This is a genomic window from Rhodococcus sp. IEGM 1302 (genome assembly GCF_030056935.1).
GTDB lineage: Bacteria > Actinomycetota > Actinomycetes > Mycobacteriales > Mycobacteriaceae > Rhodococcus_F > Rhodococcus_F qingshengii.
Genome location: NZ_JASHKY010000005.1, coordinates 256,452 through 274,825 on the forward strand (window position 1 = coordinate 256,452; position 18,374 = coordinate 274,825).

Sequence of the window (18,374 nt, forward strand, 5' to 3'; positions counted from 1 at the left end):
CTCGGCAGTCAGATCAGCTCCGGATTCTCGGCGTACACCTCTTCGAGGATCGACATGTCGAACAGTTGCTCCGCCGTAATCTCCAGCCCAGCTTTCGACAGTGCCGCGATGTTCTGTTCGATCAGTTGTGGTGTCATCGTGAACAACCCGTTGGCTTTGGTATCTGCCGACACCACCAGATCGTTCTGTGCGGTGGCTTCCTTGATCTGCTCTTCGAGTTCGAGGTTCTGGTCCTTGCCGTAGACCTCGACGGCAAGCCGTGCCGACTCTGCCGGATCGGCGACCGCATCCTTCCATCCTTGGATCTCGGCCTTCAGGAATGCCTTGAGTTTGTCCCTCTCGTTGTCGATGGTGGACTGGAGAACCGTGAACGATTCGGCGACCAACGGCAGGTTGTAGTCCGCGAAGAGGAAGTGGGCGTTGGGGAAACCTTTGGCGGCCAGTGTGATCGGCTCGTTGGTCACGTAGGAGACCCAGCCGTCCACCTCGCCGTTCGCCAAGGGGCTCGGATCGAACTGCGCGGGCACGATCGTCATCTGGCTTTCGGTCAGGCCGTTTGCTGCCAGGAGAGCTCCGAAGACGAGCTGATTGGAATCCTGGACGCCGATCTTCTTGCCGATCATGTCCTGTGGTGAGTTGATCGGTGCCGCAGCGGAACTGACAATCGCAAACGGGTTCTTCTGGAATGTCGCACCGACGATCTTTGCCTCCAGTCCGTCGAGTACGGCGGGGGCTGTGAGCTGCGGTGCGGACATTCCGATCCACACCTTGCCGGTGTCCAGGCCGGCTTCGACGCCGGTGCCGGCTGCGCCGCCTGCCACCAGGTCTACATTCCCGAACCCGGCATCCTTGTAGTACCCCTTGTCGAGAGCGAAGTACTCACCGGCGAACTCGATGTTCTTGATCCAGGACAACTGCACTGCAACTGTTCCGAATTCGGAACCGTCGTCCGTGGTTCCGCCACTCGAACTGCTGGAGTCACTGCTACACGCGAGCAATGACGCACTACCGGCGACTGCGATGCCGGTCAGCGCGGAGTAGCGGAAGAAGGCCCTGCGGTCCAGCTGGCGGACGGGCTTGAATGGCGTCATGAATCGGAACACTAGGGCCAGTCGGTTTCGTTCAGTTTGCTTGGGAGAGAGAGTTTGTTGAGGTCGTGTTAACAGATGTCACGACTTGCCCGCCGAAGGACCGAAACGAGACAGAGCGATGCTTTCGAAGATCCCGACCACGGCGTAGAGGACGATCGACACCACGGTGATCACCACGATAGATGCCCACAATTCGTTGTACTGGTAGCGCGGAATGGCTTTGATCATGCTCGAACCCAAGCCTTGGCCGCTACCGAGCCATTCGCCGATCAGTGCTCCGATCAAGGCGCCGGGTACGGATACTCGTGCAGCGGCGAACACAGCCGGAAGTGCGGACGGCACGGACACCATTCGCAATGCGGTCCAACGACTCCCGCCGTAGGCAGCGATGAGGTCTTGTGCCTGAGCCGGAGCGGCACGTAGACCGACCATGATCATGACGAGGGCTGGGAAGAACACCACTATCGCAACCATGACTGTCACACCCACGATTCCGCGGCCGAATATCAGGACGATGATCGGGGTCATCGCAACGAGAGGAACAGATCGTAGAAGCATTGCAACGGGCATGAAAGTCTGTTCGACAGTGCGGGAAACGACGAAGATCGATGCCACCACGAGCGCGGCAGTCATTCCGACGGCAAAGCCGACACCGGCGTCGCGCAGAGTGATGAACAGGTTGTCGATGATGCCCGAACGAGCGTCGGCGGATTTTGGGCCGGAGAACAGGTACTCCCAGACGTCGGCCGGCGTCTTTCCCACACGCGGGCCGACCTGGGGGAAGGCGTTGAGGAAGACCACCCAGATGACAAGCAACAGCGCCGAGGCGATGGCAATCGGGGCGAGGAATCTCAATGTTCCTCGTACCGCGGTCATTTCTGTGCTCCCGGAGCGCTGGTCCACGGCGTGACGAGCCGGGCGATCGCTGCGACTACGGCGTACCCCAGACCGGCGAGCAAGGCGGCGGCGATAGCCATTCCCCACGTTCGCGGGACGTTGTACGACGTCTGAGCGGCCGTTAGTGCGACGCCGATCCCGCTGTCCACCCCGCCGAGATACTCACCGAGAATTGCACCCAGTACGGCCGAAGGTGCAGCAATCTTGAGGGCAGCAAAGGTGCTCGGAAGTGCGCTCACAAGTTGAACTTTGGTGAACTTCTGCCAACGCCCACCGCCGTAGGCGGCGACGAGATCGAGGCTCGTCTTGTCGGCCGATCTCAGGCCGGCGAGTGTGCCGACCATCGTGGTGAAGAAGCAGTACATTGCGGCGAGAAAGATTGTGGGGGTCCGGCCGCCGAAGACGACCAGGATGATTGGGCCAAGCGCCAACAGCGGTGTGCAGTAGCTCAGGATCGCCAGTTGTGTGGCCAATCCCTCGATGGGCGGAATGAGAACGACAAGCACGGCAAGCGTGATCGCCAGCAGGTTTCCCCAGAGGAAGCCCTGCAGCGCACCGGAAGCCGTGACGGTGAAATTGGGTCCGTACAGCGACCAACCGTCGTCGAACATCGTCGAGACAACCACCCACGGCGTCGGAATCGTGCCTCCCGCAACACCGGCCGCCGCCAGAATCCACCAGAGAGTGATCAGTCCGCAGATGCCGACTGCACCACCGAACCACGTCGGACGCTTCAATCGGATCCGGCGGGGCACAGATGGCTGCGCCGCCGCGGTCGCGACGTTCTCGATATCGGTAATTGTCATGCGACGCCTGCTTTTCCGAAGAGCAGTCCGGAGAGGTAGTCGTGGATCTCGTGGAACTCGGGTGTACGCATCATCTCGGGTGTACGCGGGCGCGGCAGGTCGATCGGCACGACTTCGAGGACGCGTCCGGGCCGCGGCGTCATGACGGCGACGACGTCGGAGAGGAACACGGCTTCGGCGATTCCGTGAGTCACCATCAACGTGGTCGCGGGTTTCTCGGTCCAGATCCTGAGCAATTCGATGTTGAGCCGTTGACGGGTCATGTCGTCCAGCGCGCCGAAGGGTTCGTCGAGTAGCAGGACACTCGGCTTGACCACGAGCGATCGCGCGATCGACACACGCTGACGCATACCGCCGGATAATTGAGCGGGCTTGGCCTTCTCGAATCCTTCGAGGCCGACGAGAGCGATCAGGTCGGCGATCAGGTCGGGGTCGGGATCGATGCCGGCAACCTGAAGGGGCAGTTTGATGTTGGAGGCCACTGTTCGCCACGGCAGCAAAGCCGAATCCTGGAAGGCGATTCCGAGTTCGCGGCGCTTGCGTAACTCGGCCGGCGACTGTCCGTTGACAAGGGCCGTTCCCGACGTCGGACTATCAAGGCCCGCAAGGATGCGGAGAACGGTGGACTTCCCGCATCCGGACGGCCCGAGCAGAGACAGGAAAGAGCCTTCGCTGGTTTGAAGGGACACGTCGGTCAGCGCGGTCACCGACCGACGACCCATCTCGAAGGTCTTGCCGAGGCCGGAGATGTCGAGACCGGTTCCAGCGGGGCGAGGTGTGGTGACGGGACTGGTCATTCCCGCACAGTACGAACGTCCGGTTGCGGTCATGTTGCCTACGCGTCACCGCTGCGTGAGGCTGGTTCAGCGTCTCCTGTCATAGCGCCGTGGTGAGATGGACCTCTGGACGGAGTGAGGGGAGCGAAGATTGCTGAAGTTGTACCGGGCCGAGCGTTCGGACACCTTGGTCTCGGCGTTGGCCACGCTCCTCCGTACCCCGCTGTCGGATCCATTCGCCCGGGAAACTGTTGCGGTGCCGGCCAAGGGCGTCGAGCGTTGGCTCAATCAGCGGCTGTCCTCCCAGCTAGGCACGTCCGGACCGTCAGCAGTGGACGGAATTTCTGCGAACATCGCGTTTCCTTCACCCGCGCGCCTGGTCGCGGAGTCCGTGGCCGCGGTCAGTGGAATCACGGCTGACGACGACCCATGGTCGCCGACGCGATTGGTGTGGACGGTTCTCGATGTGATCGACGAGTCCCTCGGCGAGCCCTGGTGCGGAGTCCTGGCGAAACATCTCGAAGGCCATCGTGAAGGTCGACGGTTTGCCTCCGCCACACATGTCACCGACCTCTTCCGCAGTTATGCCGCGCAACGCCCGCAGATGCTGATCGACTGGGCCGCCGGGCGGTTGACCGACGGACACGGATTGGCGCTGTCGGAGGATTTCGAATGGCAGGCACGTCTGTGGTGCATCGTCGCGGACAAGATCGAGGTTCCGGGGCCCGCAGAGCGACTGGGGCAAGTGAGCCGCGCGCTGGTCGAGGACCCGGCCTTGGTCGACCTACCGGAACGCTTGTCGGTCTTCGGGCCGACACGGCTGCCGGTCGATCAGCGAATGATCTTGAGCGCACTCAGTGCGAATCGGGACGTCCACGTCTGGCTCCCGCATCCCAGCCCCGCGCTGTGGACCAAGATGAGCTCGCGCATGCAGCCTCGAAGCGAGAGCACGATCCGACGTTCGGAAGACGGGTCAGCGCTGATATCCGCCAATCCGTTGCTGTCGAGTCTTGCTCGCGACGTTCGTGAACTTCAGATCAGCCTCGGTGCCGCCGAGTTCGAGTCGGTGCATCTTCCCGAACCAGCCGGCCCGAAATCCCTCCTGGCGACGGTCAAGGCCGATGTCATCGCAGATCGTGCTCCCAGCGTTGCAGCGGAACCGGATGGGACAGTTCAGGTCCACGCTTGCCACGGGCCGGCACGGCAGGTCGAGGTGCTCCGCGAATGTCTGCTCCGATTGTTCGAGGACGACCCGACATTGCAGCCGCGCGACGTACTCGTGATGTGCCCGGACGTCGAAACGTACGCACCTTTGGTTCGTGCTGCATTCGGGCAAGGCGTCCATGGCCACCCGGGGCATCTCCTTCGAGTAAGGCTGGCAGACCGCGGATTACGTCAGACCAATCCTGTCCTGGCCGTTCTCGGCTCTCTTCTCGAATTGGCCGACGGCCGGGCCACAGCCAGTGAGGTTCTCGACCTGGCCGCGACCGACCCTGTCCGCACACGTTTTTCGTGGGGCGACGACGAGTTGGAAAGACTGCGGGAATGGACGACGGAAGCGGGTGCTCGCTGGGGAATCGGTAGTCGGCAGCGTGCCACGTTCGGCCTCGACGCATTTCCGCAGAACACCTTCAACACCGCCATGGACCGAATCTTGTTGGGGGTCAGCGCGGACGAATCGGAAAATGCCTGGTTGGATCTCGCGCTACCACTCGATGACGTGGACGGCACAGACATCGACCTGACTGGACGTTTCGCAGAGTTCGTCGATCGCCTGGCCGTCTCGCTTCGCGATCTTGCCGGCCCACATTCACCGGCCGAATGGCTTCGTGTGCTGATGCGGGCCCTGGATCTGCTGACCGACACAGCGCCCGCAGATTCCTGGCAGAGCGAGGGGGCCCACCGCGAACTGGTAGCTGCTGTCGAATTCGGCGGAGAGACGGTGTTACGTCTGGCCGATGTTCGCGCGATGCTCTCGCGCAGCCTCGCGGGCAGACCGACGCGTGCCAACTTCCGAACCGGCGAACTGACGGTGTGCACGATGGTTCCGATGCGTTCGGTACCGCATCGCGTGGTCGTGCTGATCGGACTCGACGACGAGGTGTTCCCTCGAACCGGTGGAGTCGACGGCGACGACATCTTGTCCCGTGATCCCGTTGTGGGGGAGCGTGATCTGCGCAGTGAAGACCGGCAACTGCTTCTCGATGCCGTGATGTCTGCGGGCGAACATCTGATTCTGTTGTATACCGGTGCCGATCCGGTCACCGGTGTCGTCAGACCACCGGCGATCCCCCTGAGTGGCCTTCTCGACGTACTCAGTGCGACGGTGGGTCCGGAAGCGATCAACGGAGTGCTGACACGGCATCCGTTGCAATCGTTCGACAATCGAAACTTCGCGCCGAACAAGCCGTTCAGCTTCGACACGGCAGCGCTGGCCGGTGCGAGGGCTGCCTCCGGAACACCGGTCGAATTGCCGACAGTCTTGTCGGCCGAGCTACCCGAGGTGCATCCGAAGGAAGTGAACCTCGCCGACTTGGTGAACTTCCTGGTACATCCCGCGCGTGGTTTTCTGCGCCAACGCCTCGGCGTCCGGGTACCGGAACTCGACGACGACATCGCGGATTCGCTGGCAACCGAGCTCGATCCACTGTCCACCTGGGCTCTGGGTGACCGAATGCTTCTCTCGCGCTTGGCTGGACGCAGCTCGGCGGATTTCCGTGCAGCCGAGTGGCGCCGCGGTACTTTGCCGCCCTACAACCTGGGCGCAACGGTTCTGGGCAACGTCGAGTGGGTGGTAGACCAACTTGCCGGTCTTGCATTGCCACACCTCGAGGGCGACTCCGAGGCCGTCGACGTCGACATCGACCTCGGTGACGGGCGTCGTCTCACCGGAACGGTAACCGGTGTGCACGGCAATTCAGTGGTGGGAGCGTCGTATTCCTCACTGGCGCCTAAACATCGGATGACGGCCTGGATAAACCTGCTCGCCTTGAAAGCGCACGGACGACCCGGTGCGCTCGATGCAGTCTCGATCGGACGGGGTCGGGGAAAGATCGCAGCGGCACGGTCGGTGCTCGATGCGCCAGGCAATGCGGTCGAGATCCTGCAGCAACTGGTGGACCTACGCGAGCGGGGGCTGCAGCGTCCGTTGCCGATGTGGGCCGCTACTTCAGCCGAATATGCGCGCCGACGCTTTGGTGGCGAGTCGGTCGACGATGCGACAAACGGTGCGGACACCCAGTGGACCGGGCAGTACGGCGAGATGATCGATCCAAGCAACGCTTACGTTTTCGGAGAAGCTCGAACACTGGCGGAGTTGGCTGCGGATCCGCCGTCGGACGACGAATTCGTCTGGGCCGAGGAACCGACTCGATTCGGAGTTCTCGCCCGACGACTGTGGGATCCGTTGCTGACCAACGAAAGAGCGGAGTAACCCGTGGACTTCGATCTATTGGGGCCACTGCCTACCGGCACCACGGTGTTGGAAGCGAGCGCCGGAACTGGCAAGACCTACGCGATCGTCGGACTCGCGACCCGTTGTGTTGCCGAAGGTCTCGCCGACATTTCGCAAGTTCTGCTGGTGACATTCAGCCGGGCCGCCACTCAGGAACTTCGTGAGCGTGCCAGGGAGAGGTTCGCGGGAGTGTCCGCCGCTCTGGTCGACCCGGAGGAGGCGAGGCGGTCGGATGATGATCTGGTGGCGTACCTCGCCACAGCTGACGACGAGGAGATCGGCGTGCGGCGTCGTCGACTCCTGCGCGCTCTCGCGGAGTTCGACGCCGGCACCATCACGACCACCCACAGTTTCTGTCAGAGGATGCTCGACGGACTCGGCATCGCCGGGGAACGCGAACCGGACACAACTTTTGTGGAGTCGGTCGACGACCTGATCAGTGAGGTCGTCTCGGATTTGTACCTCAGCCGCTACAGCCGGACGGACTCGTCTCCACCGTTCTCCACGAAGGACGCGCTGGCCATCGCCCGAAGTGCAGTCGGCGATGGTCAGGCAATTCTCGAACCCGACGGCGAGGAGGAGACCGCACCCGGTCAGCGCGTTCTCTTCGCGGCTGCTGCTCGTGTCGAGGTCGAACGACGTAAGCGGACCAAAGGAATTCGCGACTTCAACGATCTGCTGACGCTGTTGCACGGCGTATTGACCGATCCGGAATACGGTCCCGTCGCGTGTCGTCGGGTGCGCGAGAAGTTCAAGGTCGTGTTGATCGACGAGTTCCAGGACACCGATCCGTTGCAGTGGGACATTCTGCGTTTGGCCTTCCACGGTCACACCACCCTGGTCCTGGTCGGTGATCCCAAACAAGCCATCTATGCGTTCCGCGGGGCAGAAGTTCTGAGTTATCTCGATGCGGTCGATCAGGCGGATGCGCACCAGGAGTTGACCACCAATTGGCGTAGCGACCCAGGGTTGTTGGCGGCACTCGAACACCTCTACGGTGGTGCCGCACTCGGCAACGAAGGCATCGTCGCGCATCCGGTGGAGGCTTCGCACAAAAAGTCTCGGTTGTTCGGCCCGGTGCCGATGCGTGTACGCCATCTGCCCCGTACCGGAGCCGGACCGCTCAATCGTTCGGGATTTCCAGCCGTAGGCAGACTTCGCAGTCGCGTCGCGGACGACGTCGCAGCAGACGTGGTCGCGCTCCTGGGCGGCGATGCCCGCTTGGCAGTCGACGGTGTTCCACGCCCGGTCGAACCGGGAGACGTCGCGGTGTTGGTGCGCACCCACAAGCACGTGGCGATGATCCGCGATGCTCTCGATGCCGTCGGTGTACCTTCCGTTTTGACCGGAGGGTCCAGTGTTTTCGCGACACCCAGTGCGACCCAGTGGCTGTGGCTGTTGCAGGCGATCGAGCAGCCCCATCGCTCCGATCGTGTCCGGTTGACGGCCCTCTCACCAATTTTCGGGCGCACCGCCCAAGAACTGGACAAGGATGGCGACAACATCGTCGCGGAACTTGCCGGTCAACTGCGCTCCTATTCCGGGCTGTTCGCACGCGTCGGGTTTGCGGCTGTGTTCGAAAGAATCTCTGCCGAAACAAATCTGGAGAAGCGTGTACTCGCGGCCCCGTCCGGCGAACGAGATTTCACCGATCTGCGGCACGTCGCACAACTCCTCGGTCGCGTCGCGACCGAGGAAGCGTTCGGGTTGAGCGCACTGGTTCGCTGGCTTTCCGACCGGATCAAGGATCCGACGTCCGGGAGCGCGACCGACAGAAGCCGTCGCCTCGACAGTGACGCTGCCGCAGTGCAAATCGCTACGGTGCATGCCACCAAAGGGCTCGAGTTCCCGATCGTCTACGTCCCGTTCAGTTGGGAGAGCGTTGGCGGCTTCAACTCGCCGACGCAGCTGTTGCACGACCCGGAGGGACGCCGCATCCTCGACGTCGGCGGGCAGGAAGGCCCGGGGTACAACGCCAGAAAGACTGTTGCGGAGGCCGAAGAAGCGGGCGAAGAACTGCGGCTGCTGTACGTGGCGCTGACCCGGGCGCAGTGCCAACTCGTGCTCTGGTGGGCACCCAGCTACGGGACCTCCCGCTCGCCGCTGCACCGGTTGATGCTCGGACGTACACCCGGCATCGCCGAACCTGCTCGGGTAGTGAAGGTGCTCGACGACGGTACAACCGCAGCACGGCTCGCAACCTGGCCGGCAGCAGCGTCCGACGTGATCTCGGTGGAACCTGTTGGTCCCCATCCGCCCTCGCCCGTCCACTGGTCCAGAGCGGCTGCGGACGTGACCGAACTGGCCGCGGCGCGTTTCGATCGAGACCTGGACACTCTGTGGCGTCGTACGTCGTACTCGGCACTCACCGCCGGAGCGCACCACGCGGTCACGACCACGGGCAGTGAGGTCGAGGATCCCGAAAAAGACGACGAGCCAGAGGATTCCGTAGACCTCGAGAGCATTACCCCCTCGCCCCTGGAGGCGTTCCCTTCACCCATGAACGGACTTCCCGCGGGCGCCGCATTCGGCACGCTGGTGCATGAGGTGCTCGAGGTGGTGGACACGGCTGTGGCAGATCTGAGAGCGGAACTCGGGATGCGTTGCGCCGAGGCGGTCTCGGTACGGGCGGCCGAGGTCGACTCCGAAGCACTCGCGGATGCGCTGTATCTGGTGATGCAGACTCCCTTGGGATTCGGAACCTTGGCCACGATCGCGCCGAAAGATCGTCTTCCCGAACTCGATTTCGAACTCCCACTGGCCGGTGGCGACGATCCGGTGTCGATGAGTGTCACACTCCGCGGAGTATCGGAACTGTTGAGGCGCCACCTTTCCTCCGACGACATTCTGGCGTCGTACGCCGACTATCTGGACCGTGTCGAGACGTCACCGATGCGCGGATTCCTGACGGGCAGTATCGACGCAGTCTTGCGGATCCCGGGCCCGTCGTTCGTGATCGTCGATTACAAGACCAACCGGATCGGTCGCGGCGATCTGACGGCTGCCAGCTACACGCGTGAACTCATGGCGACGGAGATGATGCGCTCGCACTATCCGCTGCAGGCACTGCTGTATTCGGTTGCACTGCATCGGTATCTGCGGTGGCGCCTGCCCGACTACGATCCGCACCGTCATCTCGGGGGCGTGCAGTATCAATTCGTGCGTGGGATGCTCGGCCCGGACAGCCCGCCGGAATGCGGTGTCTTCGAATGGAAACCGCCTGCTCAGCTGACGGTTGAACTATCGGATCTGCTGGCCGGTCTTGATGCGTCCCACACAGTAGGGGAGAAGATTCGATGACCGAGGCGCAATTGGCGCAGCGCGCCAAAGGGATCGTGCGAATCTTCAACGAAGCCGGGGTTCTGGTTGCCGCCGATGTTCATGTCGCGACGAGAGTGTGCAGCCTGGGCGGTGAAACGTCGGACGAGGTGATGCTGGCCGCAGCGTTGGCGGTCCGCGCTGTGCGCTCAGGTTCGGTGTGCCTCGATCTGCAACGGATGCGTGATGTGAGCGTCGACAATGCGACGGAGGAGGAACTCACGTCGTTGCCGTGGCCCGAACCGTCGGAGATCGTTGCCGCCCTTCGGCTGAGCCCTCTGGTGATCGGCGGAAACGCCGGACCTCTCAGACCGCTCCGGTTGGTCGACACGGACGACGGTGAACTCCTCTACCTCGATCGATATTTTCTGCAGGAGCAGACGATTCGGCGAGTGCTCGACGAGCGGGCGTCCACGTGGCCGCCCGCCGACCTGAAAGCGGTCCGAACGCGGCTGGATTCGCTGTTCGTCGACGAGAACGGGCCGACCATCGCGCCGGATCGTCAACGGATAGCAGCTGCTCTCGCCGCGACACAGTGGACCACCGTCATCGCCGGTGGGCCCGGAACCGGCAAAACCCATACGGTCGCACGTATTCTCGCTCTCCTGTCGGAGGAATTGGGTTCGAATGCTCGCATCGGTCTGGCCGCACCGACGGGTAAAGCCGCAGCGCGGCTGCAGGAGTCCGTACGTGAGCAGACCGCGAGCCTTGGCCTTCCCGAAGAACTCGCGGCCATGACCCTGCACCGCCTACTCGGTTGGCAGCGGGGGAGTTCGAGTCGTTTCAAATACAATGCGACCAACAGACTTCCCTACGATGTGGTCGTCGTCGACGAGACGTCGATGGTCTCCCTCACGTTGATGGCGCGCCTGCTCGAAGCCGTTCGCCCCGATGCCCGGCTACTGCTCGTCGGCGATCCCGATCAGTTGACCTCAGTCGACGCGGGCGCTGTTCTTGCTGATCTTGTCGCCCGCCCGGTAAAGGTCAGTGGAAATCCGACGCTGACACAGTTGGTGGGTGACGATCTCACGGCCACTGGTTCCGAAGAGGCATTGAGTGCGGATGAACAGGATCGTCTGCGGGGCGGGATCATTCAACTCTCACGCGGGCGCCGCTTCGACGGAACCATCGCGTCGTTGGCCAGGGCAGTTCGAGCGGGAGATTCCGCTGAGGTTCTGCGTATCCTGCGCAGCGGTGATCCAGCCGTCTCCTTCCATTCGCCCGAGGATGTTGACGCATTGCGCGCCGACATCGTTGCGAGTTCAGAGGTGGTGACGGCGTCGGCCGAGGTGAGTGATGCGATCGGCGCGCTGAAAGGCTTGGAATCGCACCGCCTTCTGTGCGCCCACCGTGACGGACCGTACGGTGTCGGGAGGTGGGCGCAGCAGGCGATGGAGTGGGTCGGCACGGCATCAGGGCAATTCCTGGACCCGACGAGGTGGTATCCGGGCCAACCCCTGTTGGTGACGGCCAACGACTACGAGGCGAAGATCTACAACGGGGATGCCGGGGTGATCGTGCAGCGTGAGGATGGCGTGCCTATTGCCGCATTCCAGCGGGGCAGTGATGCGTTTCTGATTCACCCGAGCCAACTCTCGTCGGTGCAGACGGTTTACGCGATGACGATTCACCGGAGCCAGGGCAGCCAGTACGACACCGTATCGGTGATGTTGCCGGCCGAGGCGTCGTCACTGCTGACTCGGGAGTTGTTGTACACGGCGATCACTCGCGCCAGAAACCATGTGAGAGTAATCGGCACCGAGGATTCCGTGAGGGCGGGAGTGCAGCGACAGGTACTCAGGGCAAGTGGGCTGCGTCGGGAGATCCGTCCGTACGACGGGCCGTGAAAGTCGGATGTTGCGGATTCTCTTGGTCATTCGTTGTATACGACGAACACCTTGCGTACGGTCTCGGTGACCGTCCACGTACCCTTCCATCCGGTTGGGAAGATTGCACTCGTTCCGGCAACGAGATGTACGGGATCGCCGTCGTCCTCCTCCACGGTCATGGCGCCGGAGACGATGGTGATGATCTCGCCGCGGGTGAGGAACTCCCACCGCGACTTTCCCGGTTCGCTCTCCCAGACTCCGGATTGAATGCGGCCGTCGTCACTGGTGAACTCGACATCTGCACGAGTGATGATGTCTCCGCCGAGTGGCTCTGCACTGGGTTGGCCGAGCAGTGCTTGCTGGAAGATCCCACTTGCGCTGTTCAACTCTGCGGCACGGAAGGTAATGGTCACAATTCAATCCTGACTTTCGAAACTCATGTGAATCATCGGACTTGTCGATGATGTCGTGTGTCTGCTGAGCCGGGATACATTCACTTGTCGCATCTTTCGGCGTTTCGCTCGTACAGATGTCGAAAGGGTGATCGACCATCATTCAACCGGGGTTCAGAGACCCGTCTCACGCCGAAACATGCCCGAGCCCAGGGAAAACGCCCCCGCGCCGGTGATCTCGAACGGGGGTGATCGGTTGTGTATGAGGGGTTTACGTGGTGGACGCTGTCAACGAGGTGATGAAGCGCTCGGCGGCCGCGTCGACCTCGGCGTCGGGGGTGAGCAACCTCTGTAGCAACAGTCCTCGCAGACATGCGGTTGCGATGATGCTCTGCTGCTTTGCGTCCACCATTGTGAACCCTTCGCGGAGGGCCGCCGCTTCGAGGAGGTGCGCCAAATCGTCGAGGTCGGCGGCGAAATCTTGAAATGCTTTGTGCTCGTACACCGCAAGTCCGGCCAGGTGAAAAAAGGTGCGGCTTCGATCTTCGTGCTCGGCGTTCGAGTAGAAGGTCCAGATCGCCCTGCACAGGGCCGCGAACCCGAGATCCTTGCCCATCGCGGCGATGACGAGGTTGTCACGGCGGCGAGCTTCCGACAGTACGGCGCTGAGGAGTCCCGGTCGTGATCCGAAGTGATAGGTCAGCAGCGTGTGGTGCACTCCGAGTCGCTCCGCTACTTGGCGCATCGACAGCTTCGGGCTTGGGCCGGTTTCACCGAACTCGTCGAACAGCGCCTGTAACAGTCGCTCTCGACCCTCCCCAACCGGCGATCTCACGCTACCTCCATTGACGGGTTCACCACTGTTGAGTACGGTACCGCATATCGAATTCACCAGTGTTTAGGAGAGTGGTTTCCAATGCTCGGGAGGTCCCTTTGACTGACGTATGGTTTGCCGGCGGCATGGTCGCGGATGGATCGGGCACCGACCCGGTCGAAGTCGACGTGTGCGTGAGTGGCGGCATTGTCACCGCGATCGGACAGGCGCCGTCGGGTTCGACGACAGTTGACTTGGACGGCATGCTTCTGACTCCGGGGCTGATCGATGCTCATGTGCACCTGGGTATTTCGAGTCCGATCCGAAGGCAATTCGGGTTTGAGCTCTCGGCAGCCGAACTGGCTGCGGGCATCTTCGCCACTGCGGGCGATGCCCTCGACGCGGGCTTCACCACGGTGCGAGACGTCGGTGGCATCGACGGCGGAGTCGTCGACGTTATCGCGAGCGGCAAGGTGCGTGGTCCGCGTGTCCTCTCGTGCGGTCCTGTGCAGTGCCAGACCGGTGGACACGGCTACTACGGGGCCGCGTGGGAGCCGACCGAGCTGTGGAACATGCACCACATTCCCGGGCTCTGCGCCTTGTCCTTGATGTCGGGTAATGCCGACGAGCTACGACGCAATGTGCGCGAGTCGTTCCGCCGAGGTGCAACATTTCTGAAACTGTGCGTCACCGGCGGTGTCGTCGGAGGCCATGACAGCCTCACCGACACACAGTTCACCGTCGAGGAAATCTCCGTGGCAGTGGAAGAAGCAGCGTCGCGCGGCACCTACGTCACGGTGCACGCGCACAACAATGCGGGCATTCGCAACGCGGTGCGAGCCGGTGTCCGGTGCGTGGAACACGGCACCGACATCGATGCGGAGACGGCCCAGCTGATGCGCGAGCATGACGTGGCTCTGGTCCCTACCTTCGCCGTGGTCGAGCAGTTGGCGGACACCGAGAGCATGGACCTGGACCCGGCAATACGAGAGCGTGCAGCCGGAGTGCGTCAACGCATGGCCAGAGCGCTCGAGGCCTCTCGCGCAGCAGGCCTGAGGATCGGCCTGGGCTCGGACCTCATCGGGCCGCACCAAAAGCACCGAGGTGAGGAGTTGCACTTGCGCGCGGAGTTGGAGTCGCCGATGCATGCACTCGTTTCGGCCACCAGCGTCAATGCCGACATTCTCGGTATCGGGGAAAGCGTCGGGACGATCCGCGTCGGTATGCAGGCGGACATGGTTGCCTGGCAGCAAGACCCACTCCGAGACGCAAAGGTGTTCGCCGATCCGGACATGGCTGTTCTCGTCGTGAAGTCCGGAAATATCGTCAAGGGAGACGTTCGATGAGCGCAATGCTGCACGGATGCTTTGCAGACACGGAGTACTTCGAAATCACGGCGAAGTCGGGACACAGCTACGGCGTCTGGGTGACCACACCCCCCGGCTACGCGGACTCCATGGATCCCTTACCGCTGATCTACGTGATGGACGGCAACTGGGCTGTAGGTCTTACCGCCCCGCTCATCGTCACGCAGGCAGACCCGTACCTGACGGTCGCCCCGTACATCCAGGTCAGCGTCGGATATGCCGGTGAGGAAGCTGCCAACTGGGCACGGCTCCGCAACCGCGATCTCGTGCCGCCTGGGGAACCGGTAGGCGAAGAAATGATGGCTACTCTCGCCGCTGCTCGCGACTCGGGTGCAATGACCCAGGCGTACGTGGACGCCTACCTCGAGGAGCTGGCAGACACCCACGGGGACGTCTTCCTCGACTTCCTGACCAACGAACTCCACCCTCGCCTGTACTCGTCGGAGCTACGTGTCAGCGAGTCCGGGCACGGACTCTTCGGGTACTCGTACGGAGGCCTTTTCGCCCTCTACGCATGGCTGCGCGACGCGCCCCCATTCGCGACCTTCGGTGCGGGTAGTCCCGGAGTTGTGAACGCCGACAGCCAGATCCACACACTGGTCGAGGCACTGCCCGAGCGTGGCGCGGGCTCAGTTGTTCCGCAGCTGCACGTCACGCTGAACGAAGCCGAACTGACTGGACCCATTCCGATCTATCGCGGACTGTCACGCAACGTTCTCGCCGTCGTGGAGCAGTTGCATGGCAAGGGACGGTCGCAGGATGTTTCGACCGCGTTGTTGCACGAGACGCACGTAACCGGGCTGCAGGCATCGTTCCTGAGCTACTTGAAAAAATGCCATGCACGGTAGCTGTTCGTCCCGGCGACGATGTGCACGCTGACACGTTCGACGGGCGATTTTCCGTAGACGCCGTTGAAGGAGAAGTGGGGGGTGGGGGTGCCCCACCGGGGGGGCCCCCCCCCACGGTCCGGGGTCAGCCCGCGACGGGGACCGGTGGGAGCTGCGGAGCCTCGGCGAGCTCGCGGACGGCATCCTCCGCGGCGGGCCGGTGGCCGTAGCCTGCCTCGGGTTCGGGAGAGTTCACTGCTCGGTTCCGGTCCGTTGCGTGGAGGCGGCGGACACGGTGGCGAGCTTGCGGACGCCGGCGGGGTAGACGCGCTTGCCGACCAGCAGCGCCACGACGGCCCCCAGGTAGACGAGCGGCGCGAGCTGCAGCGCATTGGCGAGGCTGATCTTGTCCGCGAGGATGCCGACCACGAACGGGCCCGCAGCCAGCCCGAGCAGGCTGTTGGCCAGGGTGGTGGTGCCGAACGCCGAGGCCCGCACGGTGGGGTGGGTCAGGTTGGCGACCATCGCGGTGACCGCGCCGGTGGAGCCGGCGGAGAAGAACGCGCCCAGTCCGACCAGCACCAGCTGCGCGGTGCCGACCGGCAGCTGGAACCCGACGATGAGCAGTACTCCGGCGGCGAGGCTGATCGCGATCGCGACCGTCCACTTGCGGGCCGGGTCGATGCGGGCGGCCCGGTCGGCGACGATGCCGCACACGATCATGCCGGCGCCGATGAGCAGCACGAAGACCGCGGCCATCGCGGCGGCCTTGTCCGCGGCCAGCCCGTAGGAGCGGCCGAAGAAGCTGGGCAGCCACGCCATCAGCGCGGCGGCGGTGAACATCTGCAGCCCGCCGCCGATGTAGGCGCACAGCACCGCGGGGTTGGTGAACAGGCTCGAGATCGGGGCACGTGCAGCCGTGCCGGGCGCAGCGATGTGGGTGGTGTTCGCGTCGTCGTCGTCGACGGCGTGGCGGGCGAGCTTGCGTTCACTGACCAGCGCCCAGAACAGTGCGACCAGGACCAGCCCGAAGACCGCCATCGACGCGAAGGACCAGCGCCAGGACAGCTGTACGGCGATGACCCCGCCGAATGCGACGCCGATCACCGACCCGAACGAACCGCCGGCCATGAATGCACCCGAGAGCGAGGCTCGCAGCCGCGGGGCGAACACGCTGAGCACGACTGCGATACCGACGCTGCCGTAGGCGGCCTCACCGACCCCGACCAGGAACCGGGCGCCGAGCATCTGCTCGTAGGAGCCCGCCACCGCGCACAGCAGGGTCGCCACGCTCCACAACGCGGCCATCACGACGAGGCTGCGCACCCGGCCCCACCGGTCGGCGAGCATCGACAGCGGCAGGGTGAGCAACCCCACCATCAACGCGACCACGCTGTTCAGCGATGCGAGATGCGAATCCGAGAGCGCCCATTCGGCTTTCAGGAACGGGAACACCGCGCTGAGGACCTGCCGGGACATGTAGTCCGACAGCAGCAGTCCGAAGGTGAGCGCGAACACGAGCCACGGGTAGAACCGGGATCGCCCGCTGCGGCGCGACGGCGCCGAAACGGCCGCGGGCCGCTCCGGCGCGGTGGTGGTGACAGACGACATGATCTTCCTGAATCTGGGTGAGGGGACGAGCTCGACGGCCGAGGTGGAACCGATGACGTTGGCTGGGAGGGGGTTTCGCGTATCCGGGGGCGCGGCACCGGGTTGTGGTGTCGCGCCCACCGGTCACGCGGATACCGCGTCAGGCGTGCTGGGTGAAGCCGCGCTGACCGGGGCGGCGGTTGGGCGCAAAGCCGATCCTGGCGAGGGTCTCGTCGGCGTCGGTGTAGTGCTCGTCGAGGCGGTAGATCTCGCGGGCCTCCTTGCCGGTGGCGACCTCACGACCGAGTTCGTTCGCGATGCGGACGAGCTGTTCGACCTGGGCGACGGAAGTCATCTTCTCGCCCTTGCGGCCCCACAGGGTGTCCTCGGTGCCGCAGCGGGCGTGCAGACCCATTGCGATGGCCATGGTGTTGACCGGCAGCACGCTGCGCATCAGGGTTTCCAGGGTGAGCACCGCGCCGTCGGGGGTGCGGCGGACGAACTCCATCATGTTGTACGGATTGGGGCCGTCGAAACCGCCGCCGATACCGACCCAGGTCACCATCAGCGGGCCGGTGTAGACGCCGCGGCGGATCAACCGCTCGACGGTTTCGAGCTGGGCGATGTCGGCGAGCTGGAAGTGCGGCTGGATGCCGTTGGCCTGCAGCCGGCGCAGGTGCTCCTCGACCCAGCCCGGCCCGGCCGGGACGGTCATCTCGCGGTAGGCCTCGTACACCTCGGGGCGCTCGAAGGAGGTGCCGGCGATGTCGTCGGCGGTCATCAGCTCGACGATGTTCATCTGGTTTGTGTTGATCGCGATGGTGACCTGGTCGGGCTTGGGGTCGAGTTCGGCGAGCATGTGGCGGGCGTCGTCGGAGAGCCACTTCGCGTCCGCGCCCTCGCCTTCGGGGGCGAACGAGATCGAGCCGCCGACCTGCAGGATCATCTCGGGCACCGCCTCGCGCAGCCGTGCCAGCAGTTCGTTGAACTTCGAGAGCCGCTTGGAGCCCTTGCCGTCCAGTTCACGGACGTGGATGTGCAGCACGGTGGCTCCGGCGTCGTAGCAGTCCACCGCCTTCTGCACGTGCTCGTCCATGGTCAGTGGCAGATCCTCGGCGAAGTCGTCGATGTCCCACTCGGGGCCGTAGGGGGCGACGGTGATGACCAGCTTCTCCTGGTTCTCGGGGAACAGGGCGTCGTCGTGGAAGTGCAT

Annotated in this window: 13 protein-coding genes; 5 read left to right on the forward strand and 8 right to left on the reverse strand. The window is 63.6% G+C overall.

Annotated elements, in window-relative coordinates; all coding sequences use genetic code 11:
- Nucleotides 1-8: 8 nt before the first annotated feature.
- The 4 genes from QM609_RS12100 to QM609_RS12115 form a co-directional block, all read right to left on the reverse strand.
- Nucleotides 9-1,091 (reverse strand): ABC transporter substrate-binding protein, encoded by a 1,083-nt coding sequence (locus QM609_RS12100; protein ID WP_031332841.1) that lies wholly within the window; start codon nt 1,089-1,091, stop codon nt 9-11.
- 78 nt (nt 1,092-1,169) lie between these two features.
- On the reverse strand, nt 1,170-1,967 hold the full coding sequence (locus QM609_RS12105; RefSeq protein WP_003945590.1) for an ABC transporter permease: 798 nt from the start codon (nt 1,965-1,967) through the stop codon (nt 1,170-1,172).
- Nucleotides 1,964-2,794 carry an ABC transporter permease gene (locus QM609_RS12110; RefSeq protein ID WP_042449422.1) on the reverse strand — a complete coding sequence of 277 codons (831 nt, stop codon included), beginning with the start codon at nt 2,792-2,794 and terminating at the stop codon, nt 1,964-1,966. The genes QM609_RS12105 and QM609_RS12110 overlap by 4 nt, the downstream gene beginning before the upstream one ends.
- Nucleotides 2,791-3,624, reverse strand: coding sequence for an ABC transporter ATP-binding protein (locus QM609_RS12115; protein WP_003945415.1), 834 nt, complete (start codon nt 3,622-3,624; stop codon nt 2,791-2,793). The genes QM609_RS12110 and QM609_RS12115 overlap by 4 nt, the downstream gene beginning before the upstream one ends.
- 97 nt (nt 3,625-3,721) lie before the next feature.
- Here QM609_RS12115 and recC point away from each other — a divergent pair, with 97 nt between their 5' ends.
- Genes recC through recD form a run of 3 tightly spaced genes read left to right on the forward strand, consistent with a single transcriptional unit; the run spans nt 3,722 to nt 12,189 of the window.
- Nucleotides 3,722-7,003 carry an exodeoxyribonuclease V subunit gamma gene (recC, locus tag QM609_RS12120; RefSeq protein WP_050656833.1) on the forward strand — a complete coding sequence of 1,094 codons (3,282 nt, stop codon included), beginning with the start codon at nt 3,722-3,724 and terminating at the stop codon, nt 7,001-7,003.
- Between the two features lie 3 nt (nt 7,004-7,006).
- The gene (locus QM609_RS12125; RefSeq protein WP_050656834.1) at nt 7,007-10,324 is read left to right on the forward strand and encodes a UvrD-helicase domain-containing protein; all 3,318 of its coding nucleotides are present in this window, start codon (nt 7,007-7,009) and stop codon (nt 10,322-10,324) included.
- Entirely contained in the window at nt 10,321-12,189 is a 1,869-nt protein-coding gene (recD, locus tag QM609_RS12130; RefSeq protein ID WP_050656835.1) for an exodeoxyribonuclease V subunit alpha, read from the forward strand. The genes QM609_RS12125 and recD overlap by 4 nt, the downstream gene beginning before the upstream one ends.
- A 26-nt stretch (nt 12,190-12,215) precedes the next feature.
- Here recD and QM609_RS12135 read toward each other — a convergent pair whose 3' ends face one another.
- Both QM609_RS12135 and QM609_RS12140 read right to left on the reverse strand, forming a co-directional pair.
- Nucleotides 12,216-12,584: a cupin domain-containing protein gene (locus QM609_RS12135; RefSeq protein ID WP_050656836.1), complete on the reverse strand. Its 369-nt coding sequence runs from the start codon at nt 12,582-12,584 to the stop codon at nt 12,216-12,218.
- 250 nt (nt 12,585-12,834) lie between these two features.
- Nucleotides 12,835-13,398: a TetR/AcrR family transcriptional regulator gene (locus QM609_RS12140; protein WP_007734140.1), complete on the reverse strand. Its 564-nt coding sequence runs from the start codon at nt 13,396-13,398 to the stop codon at nt 12,835-12,837.
- A 98-nt stretch (nt 13,399-13,496) separates the two neighbouring features.
- On the opposite strand from QM609_RS12140, the gene QM609_RS12145 reads away from it, so the two are divergent.
- On the forward strand, nt 13,497-14,723 hold the full coding sequence (locus QM609_RS12145) for a metal-dependent hydrolase family protein (protein ID WP_228232440.1): 1,227 nt from the start codon (nt 13,497-13,499) through the stop codon (nt 14,721-14,723).
- Nucleotides 14,720-15,592 carry an alpha/beta hydrolase gene (locus QM609_RS12150; RefSeq protein ID WP_076948576.1) on the forward strand — a complete coding sequence of 291 codons (873 nt, stop codon included), beginning with the start codon at nt 14,720-14,722 and terminating at the stop codon, nt 15,590-15,592. The genes QM609_RS12145 and QM609_RS12150 overlap by 4 nt, the downstream gene beginning before the upstream one ends.
- Before the next feature lie 231 nt (nt 15,593-15,823).
- On the opposite strand, the gene QM609_RS12155 is transcribed toward QM609_RS12150, so the two are convergent.
- Nucleotides 15,824-17,182 (reverse strand): MFS transporter, encoded by a 1,359-nt coding sequence (locus QM609_RS12155; protein ID WP_010596803.1) that lies wholly within the window; start codon nt 17,180-17,182, stop codon nt 15,824-15,826.
- A gap of 139 nt (nt 17,183-17,321) precedes the next feature.
- Nucleotides 17,322-18,374 (reverse strand): beta-keto acid cleavage family enzyme, encoded by a 1,053-nt coding sequence (locus QM609_RS12160; protein ID WP_010596804.1) that lies wholly within the window; start codon nt 18,372-18,374, stop codon nt 17,322-17,324.

What these genes read in the sequence shown, in the direction of transcription:
- QM609_RS12105 (WP_003945590.1), bottom strand. Translation starts at nt 1,967, where the DNA reads ATGACCGCGGTACGAGGAACATTGAGATTCCTCGCCCCGATTGCCATC.
- recD (WP_050656835.1), top strand. Translation starts at nt 10,321, where the DNA reads ATGACCGAGGCGCAATTGGCGCAGCGCGCCAAAGGGATCGTGCGAATC.
- QM609_RS12150 (WP_076948576.1), top strand. Translation starts at nt 14,720, where the DNA reads ATGAGCGCAATGCTGCACGGATGCTTTGCAGACACGGAGTACTTCGAA.
- QM609_RS12160 (WP_010596804.1), bottom strand. Translation starts at nt 18,374, where the DNA reads ATGCACTTCCACGACGACGCCCTGTTCCCCGAGAACCAGGAGAAGCTG.
- QM609_RS12110 (WP_042449422.1), bottom strand. Translation starts at nt 2,794, where the DNA reads ATGACAATTACCGATATCGAGAACGTCGCGACCGCGGCGGCGCAGCCA.
- QM609_RS12155 (WP_010596803.1), bottom strand. Translation starts at nt 17,182, where the DNA reads ATGTCGTCTGTCACCACCACCGCGCCGGAGCGGCCCGCGGCCGTTTCG.
- QM609_RS12115 (WP_003945415.1), bottom strand. Translation starts at nt 3,624, where the DNA reads ATGACCGCAACCGGACGTTCGTACTGTGCGGGAATGACCAGTCCCGTC.
- QM609_RS12100 (WP_031332841.1), bottom strand. Translation starts at nt 1,091, where the DNA reads ATGACGCCATTCAAGCCCGTCCGCCAGCTGGACCGCAGGGCCTTCTTC.